This window comes from Clostridium subterminale (assembly GCF_039521425.1).
In the GTDB taxonomy this organism is placed as follows: Bacteria; Bacillota; Clostridia; order Clostridiales; family Clostridiaceae; genus Clostridium_J; species Clostridium_J subterminale.
Map to the genome: position 1 here is coordinate 689,912 of NZ_BAAACI010000001.1, position 15,888 is coordinate 705,799.

Annotated in this window: 18 protein-coding genes; all 18 read right to left on the reverse strand. The window is 31.4% G+C overall.

What is annotated here, in order from left to right; translation table 11 throughout:
• Positions 1–17 precede the first annotated feature (17 nt).
• The gene (locus ABDZ93_RS03580) at positions 18–356 is read right to left on the reverse strand and encodes a hypothetical protein (protein WP_343823706.1); all 339 of its coding nucleotides are present in this window, start codon (positions 354–356) and stop codon (positions 18–20) included.
• 3 nt (positions 357–359) lie between these two features.
• Complete coding sequence (fliD, locus tag ABDZ93_RS03585) at positions 360–2,402, reverse strand: flagellar filament capping protein FliD (RefSeq protein WP_343823707.1); 2,043 nt, start codon at positions 2,400–2,402, stop codon at positions 360–362.
• Between the two features lie 12 nt (positions 2,403–2,414).
• On the reverse strand, positions 2,415–2,804 hold the full coding sequence (gene fliS, locus ABDZ93_RS03590; protein WP_343823708.1) for a flagellar export chaperone FliS: 390 nt from the start codon (positions 2,802–2,804) through the stop codon (positions 2,415–2,417).
• A gap of 15 nt (positions 2,805–2,819) precedes the next feature.
• Entirely contained in the window at positions 2,820–3,167 is a 348-nt protein-coding gene (locus ABDZ93_RS03595; RefSeq protein WP_343823711.1) for a flagellar protein FlaG, read from the reverse strand.
• Between the two features lie 228 nt (positions 3,168–3,395).
• The gene (gene csrA, locus ABDZ93_RS03600; RefSeq protein WP_343823713.1) at positions 3,396–3,611 is read right to left on the reverse strand and encodes a carbon storage regulator CsrA; all 216 of its coding nucleotides are present in this window, start codon (positions 3,609–3,611) and stop codon (positions 3,396–3,398) included.
• Between the two features lie 4 nt (positions 3,612–3,615).
• Positions 3,616–4,020: a flagellar assembly protein FliW gene (gene fliW / locus ABDZ93_RS03605; protein WP_343823715.1), complete on the reverse strand. Its 405-nt coding sequence runs from the start codon at positions 4,018–4,020 to the stop codon at positions 3,616–3,618.
• 330 nt (positions 4,021–4,350) lie between these two features.
• A complete protein-coding gene (flgL, locus tag ABDZ93_RS03610; protein WP_343823717.1) occupies positions 4,351–5,316 on the reverse strand; it encodes a flagellar hook-associated protein FlgL in 966 nt (321 codons plus the stop codon).
• Between the two features lie 25 nt (positions 5,317–5,341).
• Positions 5,342–7,030: a flagellar hook-associated protein FlgK gene (flgK, locus tag ABDZ93_RS03615; RefSeq protein ID WP_343823719.1), complete on the reverse strand. Its 1,689-nt coding sequence runs from the start codon at positions 7,028–7,030 to the stop codon at positions 5,342–5,344.
• A gap of 10 nt (positions 7,031–7,040) precedes the next feature.
• Entirely contained in the window at positions 7,041–7,451 is a 411-nt protein-coding gene (locus ABDZ93_RS03620; RefSeq protein ID WP_343823721.1) for a flagellar protein FlgN, read from the reverse strand.
• Positions 7,452–7,739 (reverse strand): flagellar biosynthesis anti-sigma factor FlgM, encoded by a 288-nt coding sequence (gene flgM, locus ABDZ93_RS03625; protein WP_343823723.1) that lies wholly within the window; start codon positions 7,737–7,739, stop codon positions 7,452–7,454. It lies immediately after the preceding gene.
• Positions 7,740–7,860: 121 nt separating this feature from the next.
• Positions 7,861–9,057, reverse strand: coding sequence for a flagellar motor switch phosphatase FliY (gene fliY, locus ABDZ93_RS03630; protein ID WP_343823725.1), 1,197 nt, complete (start codon positions 9,055–9,057; stop codon positions 7,861–7,863).
• Positions 9,050–10,045 (reverse strand): flagellar motor switch protein FliM, encoded by a 996-nt coding sequence (fliM, locus tag ABDZ93_RS03635; RefSeq protein ID WP_343823727.1) that lies wholly within the window; start codon positions 10,043–10,045, stop codon positions 9,050–9,052. The genes fliY and fliM overlap by 8 nt, the downstream gene beginning before the upstream one ends.
• Before the next feature lie 26 nt (positions 10,046–10,071).
• Positions 10,072–10,470, reverse strand: coding sequence for a chemotaxis protein CheW (locus ABDZ93_RS03640; protein WP_343823730.1), 399 nt, complete (start codon positions 10,468–10,470; stop codon positions 10,072–10,074).
• Between the two features lie 16 nt (positions 10,471–10,486).
• Complete coding sequence (locus ABDZ93_RS03645) at positions 10,487–10,846, reverse strand: response regulator (RefSeq protein ID WP_343823732.1); 360 nt, start codon at positions 10,844–10,846, stop codon at positions 10,487–10,489.
• Positions 10,847–10,863: 17 nt separating this feature from the next.
• Positions 10,864–11,457 (reverse strand): chemotaxis protein CheC, encoded by a 594-nt coding sequence (locus ABDZ93_RS03650; protein ID WP_343823734.1) that lies wholly within the window; start codon positions 11,455–11,457, stop codon positions 10,864–10,866.
• A gap of 10 nt (positions 11,458–11,467) precedes the next feature.
• Complete coding sequence (locus tag ABDZ93_RS03655) at positions 11,468–13,969, reverse strand: chemotaxis protein CheW (RefSeq protein WP_343823736.1); 2,502 nt, start codon at positions 13,967–13,969, stop codon at positions 11,468–11,470.
• Positions 13,970–13,980: 11 nt separating this feature from the next.
• A complete protein-coding gene (locus tag ABDZ93_RS03660; RefSeq protein ID WP_343823738.1) occupies positions 13,981–14,745 on the reverse strand; it encodes a CheR family methyltransferase in 765 nt (254 codons plus the stop codon).
• On the reverse strand, positions 14,745–15,872 hold the full coding sequence (locus ABDZ93_RS03665) for a protein-glutamate methylesterase/protein-glutamine glutaminase (protein ID WP_343823739.1): 1,128 nt from the start codon (positions 15,870–15,872) through the stop codon (positions 14,745–14,747). Before ABDZ93_RS03665 ends, ABDZ93_RS03660 begins: the two co-directional genes overlap by 1 nt.
• Positions 15,873–15,888: the final 16 nt, after the last annotated feature.

Here is a 15,888-nt window from a genome sequence, read left to right on the forward strand (position 1 = left end):
AGTTTTTTTCTTTTGCTTTATACTTCTTCATTAATAAAATTAAAATTTTTTAAATTAAATCCATAGGACTTAACTGCATTATGGTTTTTTTTCAAATTAAAAATCTCTTCTTTAATTTTACTTTTCTCAATATTAAGTAACTTAAAAGATTTCTCTTCCAAATTCATTAAATCTATTTCCTTTGAAATTTTCACAAACTCATCCTTATTAAAAGACATACTCTTCAATTCGCCTAAAAGCTCTTCTCTTTTATTTAAAAGTTCTTCACCACAGAATTCATATTCTTGATTTTCTAAAGCTTTAATAAAATTTTCAGTAATATCTTTATATTTTAACAATAGTTCTCTTAATTCCATAGTCTATGCCATTCCTAACTGAGACATTAGATAACTTTGTTGAGAGTTTAATTTGTTCATCATACTTTCTATAGTTGCCCACTTTGAGTAAAGCTGTTGTTCTCTTCTTGAAAAATCTATCTCCATATCCTTCATTTTTCTTTCATACTTTTCTATAGATTTTGTTAATTCATTATTACCTACAGAAGCAGTTCCTTCTATACCAGCTTTTTTTATAATCTTTGAAGATGTAGTTACAGTTTCATTATAAATCACAGATTTTATCCTTTGGGCAATTCCTGTGTTACTAAATTTTTCTTGATCAGACATTCCTTCTACTACAGTAGGAGTGCCTATGAAAAGCTTCATTACTTCCTCTGAGTTGTTTTCTAGAGCTTCTGTAAGTTTTGTCTCATCTATGGTATAGGTTCCATTTTTAGCACCTTGATAGTCTGCCACAGGTTCAATTCCAAATTTCTTTAGATTTCCATCTACCCCAGCTACAAGACCTCTCATTGCACTTTTCATAGAATTTGCTATTCTTGACACATCAGAATCTTTGTATAGTTGTCCTTGCTTAACCTTTTCATTCCAAGCTTTTATTTCATTTTCAGATAACCCTTTCTTTTGTTCATCTGTTAATGGCGAATAGTTTTTATTTCTTTTTTCTGTAGTTAAGGTATTAAGCTTTTCCATAAGCTTATTATAATCATTTATAAAATTAACAACCTTATCCTTTACTCCAGCAACATCATTTTTACCATTTACATTTATTGTACCATTCTCTGGTATTTCCCCTGTAAATTTAAAAGTCATTCCGTCTAAAGTTATAGTATTAGAAATACCAGTATGCGTATATACTCCGCCCTTATCATCCTTTATTACTATTGATGAATCTCTACCTTGTGATATCATTGCTGTACTAGTTGAAGTGTCTAATATGCTCATATCAACTTTATAATCATCTCCAACTAAATTATATGTTAATATAACCTTACTTGGATCACTTTCATCTAATTTAGCAGTTGTATTTACATTTTGTTCTTTCAGTACTTTATTTAAATATTCTACTTCTTGTCCCGCTACTGCTTTAGACATATCTATAACATTTCCATTAATAGATATTTTTTGATTTTTTATACTATCTAAAGCAACTGTATTAGTAGTCTTCTCACCATTAATTCCTTTAGTAAAAGTTCCTATATTACCATTTATCTCTATATTAGGATCTTCCACTGCATTTCCTAATACTTTACTACTAAAAGTAATATCACCATTTTCAGCAATTTCAGCAGTTAATTTTTTTTCACTCAATTTACTTTGTAGTAATTTCTCTATATCATCATTAACATACTCATCTTTAATATCTATAGTTATAATTTCACCATTTATATTTATTTTACCATTAGCATCTTTTAAATCTTGAACTGTAAACCCAGTTACAGTTGATGCTGTTGCATCTATTCCAGTTACTATCGCTCCTATTGTTGAGCTTGTTCCTCCAATAGTAAAGGTACTATCCTTACCTAAAACTGTAGATTCAAAGATAAATCCGCTTTGATTTCCAGCTTCTGTCCCTGCAAAATCGCTATATCTAACAGATACATTAATTCCAGCTTCTTTTAATTCTTTATTTAAATTCTCAGCTCTTAATTTTGCTGTATCACCGTGTAGCGTAAATTCTTTTCCATTTATCACAAGATTGTTACCTACATCTATTCCCTCTGTAACTATTGATTTAGCTGATGTGGCTGTGTTTCCTGTAACTGCATAGTTTCCTGGCTTTACATCACTCCCACCAGTTACAGTCAGTACATTTTCATTGGAAGATTGAAATTTTACTGTTGACCAGTTCTTACTTAAAAGTAAACTATCTGTTTTTGCCACATCAAAATACTTATTATAAAGCTCTCTTGACTCCTTAATTACATCTCTGTAAAGTTGTTGCTTTATCTCTAGTATTTCCTTTTGCTGTTGTTGTTGTTGAATCTTAATTCTATAAGGTTGCATGGTTTCCTTAACTAATTTATCCATATCCATCCCTGTTGCAAGTCCTGTTATCCTCATATTTACTCCTCCTTATTTCTTTCTTTTTGAAACTTCATAGGCCTCATGCCAAGTATTCCTTACCTCTTCTATTAAGGGCATAACCTCATCTAGTATCTTTACATCCTTTTTTAAGTTTGCCTGGAAAAGTCTTTCTTTTATAAACTCATATACCTTATACATATTTACAGCCCATTCACCAGCATTTTGATCTAAGGTAATCATAAGTTCTGTAAATATATCCTGAGTCTTTACAAGATTTTCATGACTTTTGATAATGTCTTTATCTAAAATAGCTTGTCTAGCTATTTTAGAAAATTTTACTGCTCCATCTAAAAGCATTAATAGCAATTGATCCTTAGAAGCATAATTTACACTATTATTTTTATACGCATTATATGCATTAGCACCTGCATTATACATTTTATCTCCTCCAGTTTAGGCCTTTTTATCTACAAGTATCCCCACCATTTCACACATTTTAGCAACCATGTCTAGGATTTTTTTTGGTGGTACTTCAAGTAATACATCCTTTGTTTTATTATCTACTATTTTTATCATAACTTGATTAAATTTATCATGTACCTCATACTCTGCATGGATATCTTCATCTTCCATAAATTTATTAAGTTTATCAACAGCCTTATGAATCTCTTCTAATTTATAATTTTGATTTTTATCTGTAGTTTCCTGTGTAGTTGCATTATTTTCTGAAACACGTTGAACTTCTCTTGCTGGAGTTACACCTTCCATGGTTCTTCCAACATTAACTCTATTCACTTCCATATTAATTCCCCCAAATTATAATATTTTATAATAAATGTTTCGGTAAATTATATTAATTATCTTCCCTGATATTTATATTTAACCTCTCAACCCCGCACTATGACAACAACTAGTTAAATAGTTAAATAGTTTTATAGCTATATAATTTTATATTTATATAGCTAAATATTTATATAGTCATATAGTTAAAAATATAAATATTTAACTATATGGGGGTCATAGACTAAATTATTTTTTTATTTTAGATAATAGCTCCATGTTTATTTTAGAAGCATTGATATTTTCTTCTCCTACTTCTTTATAAAGCTCACTTCTTAATATTTTAACTTCCTTAGGTGCATTGATAGATACCTTTACAGAGTTATCATCAATTTTAACTATAGTTATCTCTACGTCGTCTCCAATTTTAATTCCTTCACCTGGTTTTCTTGTTACCACTAGCATACTATCACTCCTTTATTAAGGGATGTTTAATGCTATAGTTTTCCCTATCTAGAATCATTTGATACCCTAAGTTATTTTTCAAATTTATTATAATAGGAGCCTTCAAATTAGTAGTAATCTTCTTAACATCACTATTAAGAGTCACCGTATTTAAAATCAACACATCCTCAGGAGCTTCTACCTTAAGAGAATTTATAACAGCCTCCGTTAACTTAACCTCATAATCCACTTTGAAATCAAAGGGAACTATAGTAACAAAGCCTATATTTTCATCCTCTATAGACTTAATCATCTTAAAAGGCTCTGACCCTTCTATATCCTCAAGTACAAAAGTTTTCAAACTCTCAAATCCAGGTAACCCATTATTAAATGTAATAATATTATTTGCTTTTTCCTCTAAAGTCATCATCACACCTCTTATCTATTGTATAGAATAATCTCCTCAGCCTATCATCTATCAGTTCTTACATGGCTTTTCTTTACCTTTAAAAATTCTTTGTAATGACAAGGATAAATAGAGCAGAAGCAATGAAATTTTTGATTCTAGAAACTCTTAGTTGTAGCGTTGTGAAATTACTGTAACTCTTGCCACGGACGGCAAGAGCTGAACACTGAGCCACGATGGCGAATAGTGAGGGTAGGTAATTTCACAAAAGCGTAAACTTAGAGTTTCTTAATGAAAAATTTGCTTCAAGCACTTATCCTGGCACGGAAAAGAATTTTCATAGATTACAATTCTCTATAAAAAGTCTAGAATTGATGGCTGAAGTACCTTGGAGCTAGTTTGTAGAGAGGCTACGTATATAGTTTGAGCTACTGCCATCTCCATACTCTTTTCCATGAAATCTATATCTTCATTAGCTGATAGTATTTCTGTAAGGTTTTCATTTTGTGCTGTATTTAAATCCTTAGCACTTTCCATCCTATTTTGTACAGTACCAACCTTGGCACTTATACTAAGCATATTTTCTATAATGCTATCTATTTGATCTAAGTTCTCTCCTATAACCTTAGACTTTCCATTTACATCGCCTAAATTATTTAGAAGGTCATCAAAGAATTTCATTACATCCATTTCACCTGTTGGTACTCCGGCACCATCTACCACATTCCCATTAGCATCTTTAAATTTTAAAACTTCTACTGCATTTATGTTGTAATCCACTGTAACTCCAGAAGAAATCTCTACTTTTAAAGACTTATTAATAATATTTTCATTTCCTGCTATACTTATAGAATTTTCACCTGTTACACCATCTAAGTTTACCTCTACTGGCTTTGACGCTCCATCCTTACCACCAAAGATATACTTTCCATCAAAGCTTGTATTTAAGATCTGTCCAAATTCTGCTACTCTCTCATTTATCTCTTCTTTAATAGCAGTAAATTCTGATGAACCATAGGCAGCATTTCCTGCAGATACCATAAGTTCCCTTATTCTCTGAAGACACTTAGTACCATTGCTTAGAGCTGTGTCCGTAGTATCCATCCAGTTTATAGTATCCTTTATATTTGTGTTATATTGCTTGTTAGCATTTATTTCTGAATACATCTGCATGGACCTTGCCACTCTAAAAGGGTCATCTGAAGGTTTTGAAAATACCTTACCAGTATTTAATTGTTTTTGTATTTTATTCAAGCTATTTAAGTTAGTATTCATATCACCTAAAAAGCCATTAACCATTACACCATGAGTTATTCTCATTTTATCACCTCAACTTCTTATCTGTTTACCTAACTAGACCAATTACCACATCTAACAATTGATCTACTGTTGTTATTACCTTTGCATTAGCTTGGAAGGCATGTTGGAATTGCACAAGATTTATAGCTTCCTCATCTAAGGATACTCCTGAAGTTGAAAGCCTTCTTTCAACAAGTCCCTTTAACAAAGTATTTTGGTTTTTAACAATTCTAGTAGCTTCCTCAGACTGAACTCCTAACTTATTTATAGTATTCTTAAAGAAACCCTCTACCTTAACGCCTCCAGAAATAGTATTAAACTTTGGTACATCGCCTTCAGCCGTAGTACCTAAGTGTTCCTCTACAAAAGCTTTATAGTCATATACTGAACCATCCTTCTTTTTACCACTTTGAATACTATCTATATTTAATCCAAAATCTCTTAGGCTCGCTAATGCTCCTGCTCTATCTCCATCAGTAGAACCTGATCCCTTACTTGCTCCAGCCTGAATCAACATAACATTTTTTAGAATATCTGAATTCATTGTTATATTTCCAGCAGTAATACCATCATAATCAAGAGGATTATTTCCTGAATTAACAAAGAAAGCATACTGCTCACCTGCTGGAACTCCCTCTGTATGAATAGCATTTACCGCAAATGCTAAAGTCTTTGCTAAGGTATTAGTTTGTTCTATGTAACTTTCAGCATCTTCGTGAATTGATTGAAGCCCACTTATTCTTCCTGAAGATGGATTAAATATTTGATCATTATTTAATGCTCCACCTGTGAGATTTACATTTCCATCTTCATCAGTAACAAGAACCCTTCCATTATTTAAATTTTCATATTGCTCTTGTGAAAGAGTAACTCCTGTTAAAGTAACTTTATTCTTATCTGAAGTCATATCTCCATTTTTATAATATTCTATATCGTAGGTTCCATCAGCATTTTTTGTTAATTTATTTACGAATCCTAATTTATTAATGTCTTGTGAATCCTTATTTCTTATTAAATTCATAGATTTATTATCTTCCGGTTGACAAGTAATTCCATTCAGCATTTGGTTTCTAGTATCAATACCAAACTTTGTACTAAGCTCATCTAAAAGTAAATCTCTACTATCTAATAAGTCATTAGGATTGTTACCTGCAATGGTAACAGTTATAATTTCCTTATTTATAGAATTTAATTGATCAAGAATAGTGTTTACCTCAAAAAGGTTGCTTTGTATTTCTTTAGCTGCATTATCCTTAGTATCATTTAATTTTTTATAAGTATGATTCAATTCATCTGCTAAAGCTTTTGCCTTTTGAGCTACTACTGTCCTAGCATCAGATTTTTCTGGATTTTTAGAAAGAGTTTGCCAAGCATCAAAAAACTCTGACATAAGCTCTGACATTCCTGTATCAGAAGGTTCATTAAAGATACCTTCAATTTCTGATAAGTAGTCTTGTCTAACACCATAATTGCCAAGAAGAGAGCTTTCCTTTCTTATTTGAAAATCAAGAAACTGATTTCTTGTTCTTTCAATGGAACTTACTGTTACACCTGTACCAATTTGTCCTACGCCCCCTGCTATAGTTTGAGGTCTTGCTGTTTGAAGTACAATATGTTGTCTTGAAAAACCTGGCGTATTAGCATTTGAAATATTATGGCTAGTTACATTGATATATTGCTGTTGAGCAAACATACCACCCTTTGATGTATTTAATGTTGCAAATAATCCTGACATAATCTTCTCCTTATCTCTTTATTTTTCCATATCCATTATAAACTACTGGCTCTTTTTTAGGACTTATCATAGCTAGCATAGAATTTGTGTAGCTAAGACTTTGTTTTATTAGTAGTTCATTAGTTTCCTTTTGAATCACTAAAGCATTAATAGCTTTAGTGATTTCATCATATATATCAGTAATTTCCTTTTCATTTACTTCTTCTACTATTTTTTTAATAGACTCTTTTCCTGTTAAGCTCCTTCTTAAACCTTCAGCTCTTGCTAAGTTTCTACTACAATCATCTATATCATTAGTTATAGTTTCTAATTTAAACACATCTTGAAGAACCAATAGTTCATGTTGAGCTTCTAAAATATCCGTAAGAGCCTTTATTGCTTTTAGCTCTTCTTCTAATATTCCTTTAAGCTGGTTTTTCATCTATTGTCCACCCTTCCCATATGCCATCATAGCTTTAGCCAAGACCTGTGAATCTACAGTATATGTTCCTTTAGAAATTCTACTTTTAATCTTTTCTACTTCTTTATCACTCATACCGACACTTTCTTCTTCTAATGCTAATTTATTCAGGCTCTTTCCTAAAGCTGAAAGCTGACAAGTATCCTTAACAGCCTCCTTGTTTACATTACTATTTTCTGATTTAGCATTTTCTTTAGTCTTATAGCTATTTACATATAGAGCGTGAATATTTCCATTATTAACTTTCATGATTTCACTCCCAACTATTTCTCTCTACCTTTATACTCGAATCTATTTAATCAAAGTTTATAGGGTTTTTAAGTAAAATTTTTACAACCCTATTAATTTTTTATTAATAGAAAAAAAGTCTTTACTTAGAAAGACTTTTTACTCTATCCTCTCCACTAGCTATTTCAGTAATTTTAACACCAAAATTTTCATCTACTACAACTACTTCACCATGGGCAATTCGTTTACCGTTAATGAAAATATCTACTGGTTCCTCTGCTAGCTTATTTAATTCAATTAAAGAACCTCTAGTAAGGGCTAGGATATCTCTTATATTTTTCTTTGTTCTACCTAACTCCACTGATAATTCTAATGGAACATCTAATATTAAGTCTATATTTTTAGGCATTTCTGCACCTCTAATTTCTTCTAGTTGTCCAAAGGTTGCCTGCTTCACATTAACAGGTTCTTCATGACTTTGATAGCGATTTTCTACAGTTCCTTGACCTTGAACACTGTAAGTAGTTTCATTGTTATAAGTCTCCTTTGAAGCTGTTTCATTGGTCACTTCTTCATTGTTCATATAAATTTCTTTAGGCTCAGCTACAACTTCAACTTCAGCTGGCACCTTTGTATGTTCTGATACTGCTACTTCATCCTCAGTTCCCATCATAATACTTACAATTTTCTTTGCTGTAGCAATTGGTAATATTTGAACAATATTACTATCTACTAGATCACCTATTGTCATTCTAAAGGAAACATTTACTATTTCTTCATCTGCAGTGATATCTGTAGATATCTCCTCTGAATTTTCATCACAAACAGAAGATATAGGCGGTGATATGTTTACTTCTCTATTAAACATAGTTGCCATGGAAGTTGCTGCTGAACCTATCATTTGGTTCATGGCTTCCTGAACAGCACTTATCTCTAATTCAGAAAGTTCACTTGGTGGCTCCACAACTCCATCTCCACCCATCATTAAGTTTGCAATAACTGCTGAATCTATAATATTTATTATAAATAGGTTTCCTCCAACTATTCCACTAACAAATTGAACATCTAATACTATATTAGGTGTTTTAAAGCTCTTTTTTAGCTTATTTAATGTACTAATTGTTATAGTTGGAGTTGTAATATTTACAGGTTTACCAACTACAGCTGAAAGTGCTGTGGCTGCTGTACCCATAGATATATTTCCCACTTCACCTAATAGATCCTTTTCTAAATCTGATAAATCCTTCTCTGGTTCATTAACTGGTTCACTTTCTGAAGAACCACCATCTACATTTAGAAGTGCATCTATTTCCTCTTGTGAAAGAAACGAATTATCCATCATTCTCAACTCCTCTGTCTATATATTCAATTATTTGAACTGCCTTATTCTTAGCCTTTAGGCCAGGTTTAGCTTTAAATAGAAGTTCATCTTCTACATAAATATCAACTGTACTATCGTAGCTTCTATCTAGAGTAATAATGTCTCCTGTAAATAAATTCAAGAAGTCATTTACGGAAATTTTCGTTTCTCCAAGGACAGCCTTCATTGCTACATCTACATTTTTTATAGTTTTATTTATAGTTGCTTTTACCTCTTCACCTTGTTCATTATCTACGGTGCTGAACCAATTTTTTATAACCAAGTTATCTAAAACCTTTTCTATGCTAAGATACGGAATACATATATTTATAAGTAAACTTGTATCAAACATATCCACACTAAAAGTTACTAATGCTACAGGCTCATTAGGAGCTAGAATTTGATTCAATGCTGGATTAGTTTCTATACTATCTAGAATTGGTTCTACCTCCATTACATCTTCCCAAGCTAACTTTAACTTAGAAATCATCTCCTGATTAACATGCTTAATAATGTTTTTTTCTATATCTGTGAGTTCCTTAAATTTAGGCTTTTTGTCTCCACTTCCTCCAGCTAGAACATCATATATTCTAAGTACAAACTCCTCATTGGTCTCTAATATTATTTGACCATCAAGGGGAGGCATTCTAAACAAGTTAAGCACAGTGGTGCTTGGAATAGAATGTATAAATTCTTCATAGGTTATTTGCTCTACACTTTCTATCTTCACCTTAACATTACTTCTAAGCTGAGCCGTTAAATAGTTAGACACTATTCTTGAATAATTATCATGGATAACTTCTACCGCTCTAATAACATCCTTAGAAAACTTTTGTGGTCTTTTAAAGTCATAATTTTTAATTTTAACATTTTCTTCATCTTTCTCAATGTCACTTGGTTCTAAGTCACCAGAAGACAAGGCAGATAAAAGTGCATCTATTTCACTTTGTGATAAGGTTTCTGCCATATTCTACCTCTTTCTACCCAATGGGTCTATTGTAGTAGTTTATCAATATCAATCATAGTTAATATTCGATTTTCAAGATTTATAAGTCCTTTTATAAAAGGCTTATTTTTATCTTCATGAACTCTTTTAATCATCTCTTCTTCTACATTCATAACTTCTTCTACATGGTCTACAGTTATTCCAACCTGTTCACCATCTAACTCTAAAACTATAATGTTATTATTATTCTCATCGCTTATATTCATCCCTAAAAGAAGATTGATATCTAATACAGAAAGAATACTTCCTCTTAAATTTATGAGTCCCTTAATATATTTTTCTGCTTTGGGAACCTTTGTGATTTTCATTAGTCCATTTATTCCTTGAACTTTACTTGTCTCTACTGCAAATTCTTCGTCACCTATTGTAAAAACCACAACTTGCACTAAAATCCCTCCCATACTATCCTAATACTTTTTTTATAGCTTCAAGCACTCTGTCTGCTTGGAATGGTTTTACTATAAAATCCTTTGCTCCTGCTTTTATAGCATCCATAACCATGCTTTGCTGTCCCATTGCACTGCACATAACAATTTTAGCACTTGGATCAAAAGCCTTGATTTGTTTAACTGCTTCTATTCCATCCATCTCAGGCATTGTAATATCCATTGTTACTATATCTGGTTTTTCTGCCTTATAAATCTCCACTGCCTTAATTCCATTACTAGCTTCTCCAATAACTTCATATCCATTCTTTTCTAAAATATCCTTAACCATCATTCTCATAAAAGTCGCGTCATCTACTATTAATACTCTTGCCATTTTCTACATAACCTCCGTTAATTTAATCCTAATGATTCTAATATTCTTTCTAAAGACCCTGGTGCTGGGATAAAATAAAAATCACCTCTTAAGTCTTCATTCTCTTGAGAAAATCCTGTTTCTATATCTAATACATAGTCATTAAATTGACCAGATTCAATGAAAGTTGTGGAAAGTACAGCTGTAAGCATGTCCTTTGTTACTGCTGGTACCGATGGGAATAGCCTTAAATTAGTCATTTGACTTATGGCATTCATATAGGTTGCAAATATTATGTTACCTATTTCACCAAGAGCTGAATAACCCATTTCATTTAACTCTTCTCCCTCTTGCTTTCCAACTAGCATTTCTGCTATCTTCATCATAGTAGCTGTATCAAACATAAACAAAATATTTCCTGGAGCTTCTCCGAGAACTCTTGCAATTACTGCATAAACTGTAGTTTCCTCATCTACTCTTTCAAAAATCTCCTCTAAAGAAATAACATTTACCCTAGGAACTGATATCTGTATCTCTTTTCCTAAGATTTGCGCCATGGCTGTAGCTGCATTTCCAAGACCTATATTACCTATCTCTCTCAATGCATCTATTTGTAACTCGGTAAATTCCATAGTTCTCCCCCTATATAAGTGCCGCTACATCTAAAATTAAGGTTACTAATCCATCACCTAATATAGTAGCTCCAATATATTCTTTTGTGGATTTTAATATTTTTCCAAAGGTTTTTATAACTATTTCCTTTTGTCCTAATAATGAATCAACTACTAAGGCAACTTCATTTTCGCCAACCTTTGCAAGTATTACATATTTTTTGCCATAATCCTTACTTTCTATATCTAATTTATCATTAATTCTTACTAATTTAAACACCTTATCATTATATACCACAATTTCTTTATTATTTGTTCTTTTAATTTCATCTGGATTATATTCCATAACTCTATCTATAAATCCTAAGGATATAGCCATAGTCTCTGTTCCAATCTTAACAAGTAAGGATTGAATTATTTGAAGAGTTAAAGGCAACTTTATTATAAAGGAGGTTCCCTTTCCTTCTTCACTAAATACATCTACTGTTCCTCCAAGACTTGAAATTTTTGTTTTTACAACATCCATTCCAACTCCTCTTCCCGATATATCAGTAACTACTTCATTGGTACTAAAGCCTTGAGCAAAAATAAGATTTTTTATATCATTATCGCTCATACCTTCAGTATTAATACCACTTTTTTCTGCCTTAGCCTTAACCTTTTCTACATTGATACCACTACCATCATCTTCTACCTTTATAACAGCCTTAGTACCTTCAGAATAAGCTATCAATTTTATCTTTCCTGCTGCCGGTTTACCTTGACTAATCCTTTTTTCTGCTGATTCAACTCCATGGTCTGCAGCATTTCTGAGTAAATGTATTAAAGGTTCTCCTATTTCTTCGATTACAGTTCTATCTAACTCTGTATCCTGACCTTGAATTTCAAAATCAATCTCTTTATTTAGTTCCATTGATAAGTCTCTTATCATTCTTGGGAATCTATTAAATACCACATCTAAAGGTAACATTCTAATCTTCATAACTAAATCTTGAAGATCAGTAGTAGTTCTAGCTACCTCTTCTAAAGTTTCATTTAGTTCTACAATCTTATGGTTAGCACTTATTTGCTCTAATCTAGTTCTATGAATTACTAGCTCAGATACCATATTCATAAAGTTATCTAATCTTTCTAGATCAACCCTAACAGATTGTCCAACGCCCTTATTCTTAGGTCTTGCAGATTGTTTTTTATTTTGTTCTGTGGTCTTTGGTGCTGTTTCTACAGTTTTAGCCTTAAGATTATTTTTTGATTCTTTTAGCTCTACTACTTTACTAGAATTTTCTTTAATTTTAGATTCTTCAACCTGAGTATTAGTAACTACACTTGTGGCAGCAACTTCCTTAACATCACTATTAGAATTACCTTTAACATCATTACTGTTTTTAATTATTCCGATTATATCTGTTACTTCAACTTGTCTTATTTCAGATATTCCATTAACAGATTTACTTATTATTTCTTGAGATGCTTCTGTTACAAATACTAAATCAATATCAAAATCAAAGTTTTCACTTTCTAAATCCTCAAGCTTTGGATTTGACTTTAATATTTCTCCATGCTCCTCTAAAGTCTGGAATAAAATAAAGGCTCTAGCAGATTTCAAAATAGTTTTTTCATCAAGACCAACATGAATATGGAAAGCATTGAAATTGTTTTTTATAGCTTCCTTTAAAGTATCAATATCATATTCATCAAGATTTAAATCTATGGTAGTTTTATTTTCTTTTTCTTTTGAGCTTGTATTACTTTGCCTTACTAAATCCCCTATATCTATTACTCCAACTTCCCTAATTTCAGATATTTTTTCAATAGAATTTTTTATTGTTTCTAAGGAAGCTTTTGTTACAAATGTTAACTTAATATCAAAATCAAAGTTTTCATTTTCTAAATCCTCAAGATTTGGATTTGATTTTATTATTTCTCCATACTCCTCTAACTTCTGAAATAAAGTAAACACTCTGGCAGATTTCAAAACAGTATTTTTATCTAGTCCAATATTAATATTGAAGGTATTAAAGTCATTCTTTAAAGCTTCCTTTAATGTATCAATATCATATTCATTGAAGTCTATTCCTATCCCACCTTGATTATCCATTATGTCTTTTTTAACTTCTACCTCAGATGAACTTTCTTTATCTGGTATATCATTATTTCCCTCTGCTATGCTTACTAATTGAGTTACAATATTATTAACTTCTAAATCTCCATCACCTCCATCAGTAATGTCTCCTACCATGGATTCTAAAATATCTAGACAATTAAATAATACTGTTACTACTTCATGGGTTACTTTAAGTTGTCCCTCTCTAAACTTGGATAATACATCCTCCATTTTATGGGTAAGTTCTGCCATTTTAGTATATCCCATGGTGGCAGCCATCCCTTTAATGGTATGTGCAACTCTAAAGATTTGATTTAATATTTCCATATCTTCAGAATTATTTTCTAATATAAGTAATGATTCATTTAATAGTTGTAGATTGTCACTTGACTCTTCTAAAAACATAGATAGATATTGAGAAGTGTCCATGTTACCCCTCCTTAAATTTTCTTATAGATAAATGTTGAAAGTTTTTCAAAACCAAAATTTTTATATCCATATATACTTTCAGTAGCACCTATAAATAATAATCCTCCTGGATTTAATGCTCTCGAAAACTTTTCATAAATTTTTTCTTTTACCTCATTAGTAAAATATATAACTACATTCCTACATACTATTATGTCAAAACCATCTTCATAACTATCTAGTATGAGATCATGTTTTTTAAATGTTACTAGATCTTTTACTTCTTTATTAATTATAAATTTTTCACCCTCACATTTAAAATATTTATGAAACTGGTACTTAGGAATATTTTTAACATCTCCACTTATATATTCTCCAGCTTTTGCTTTTAATAGGATATTGGTATCTATGTCTGTAGCTAATATTTTATGTCTAACACTAGGCGTCATCTCTTTTAGCATCATAGATATAGAATATGGTTCTGCTCCAATAGAACAAGCTGCACTCCATATTTTAAGTGGTCTATTGTAAGGTAATTCACTTTTTATAAAGTTTTGAAGCTCCTCAAATATTTGTGGGTTTCTATAGAACTCTGTTACATTTATCGTAACATAATCCAAAAACTTTTCCCTTATGACCTTATCTTTTTTTATTAATACCATATATTCATCTAAATCCTTGGCTCCAGTTCTAGACATAATAGTAAGTATTCTTCTATGTAACTGAGCTGATTTATATCCAGATAAATCTAATTTAAACTCTCTCAATACGAAATTCTCAAACTTTGTAAAATCCATTAATTTTTCACATCCCCCAGTACTATATTAGCTATTCGTTTACTAATATCATAAAGTGGAATAACTTCATCTATCATATTAGTGTCATAAGCTGCTTTGGGCATTCCATATATTATACAAGTAGACTCATCTTCAGAAATAGTAGCTCCACCTACTTTTTTCACTTCTATAACTCCATCGGCTCCATCTCTTCCCATACCCGTTAGAATAATACCTAATAAGTTCTCCCCATAGACCTTAGCTCCTGAAACAAATAGCTTGTCTACAGCAGGCCGTACTCCCCAAATTTGAGGTTCTAAATTTAAGGTTATAGATTTATTTCTACTTATCTCCATATGTTTACCACCAGGTGCTATATAGACAACATCTTTTTCTATGACCATACCTTCCCTCGCTTCAACTACCTTAACCTTAGAAAATTTATCAAGTCTCTCAGCAAAAGCCTTAGTAAATCCTTCTGGCATATGCTGAACTACAAATATTGGAACTCCCAATTTTTCCGGAAGATTTGTAATAACATTAAATAATGCTTTAGGACCACCTGTGGATGCACCTATTACAACTGCCGAAACTTTCTTATTTCTTATTTCTTTACTTCGTATATCTTTAGGGGTTGAACTTCTTTCTCTGATTTTCAAAACTGTAGATACTCTATGTATTTCTCTTGTTTTACTTTCCTTTGGTTCAACATCTTTTGTGCTACTAATTGTAGACGGCTTTCTTACAAATATAGTACCTCTTATTTTTGAAATCAAAATTTCTCTAACCACATTAATATTTAAAGAAATGGAACCTGATGGTTTAGGTACAAAATCTATAGCCCCATTTTCTAAACATTCCATAGTTACCTCTGCACCATCTTGAGTTAAACTACTAATCATTATAACTTTTGTTGGTATCTTTAACTCCATTATTCTCTTCAAAGCCTCTATTCCATTCATCTTTGGCATTTCAATATCTAGGGTGATAACATCTGGAACCTGATTTTTTAACTTTTCTAGCAAGTCTTCTCCATTTCTTGCAATGGCTATCACTTCCATATCATCTTCCATGTTTATCATATCTGATATCATCTTTCGCATTAAAGCGGAGTCATCTACAACCATAACTGAAATTTTCTGTACCATATGTAATCACTCCAAT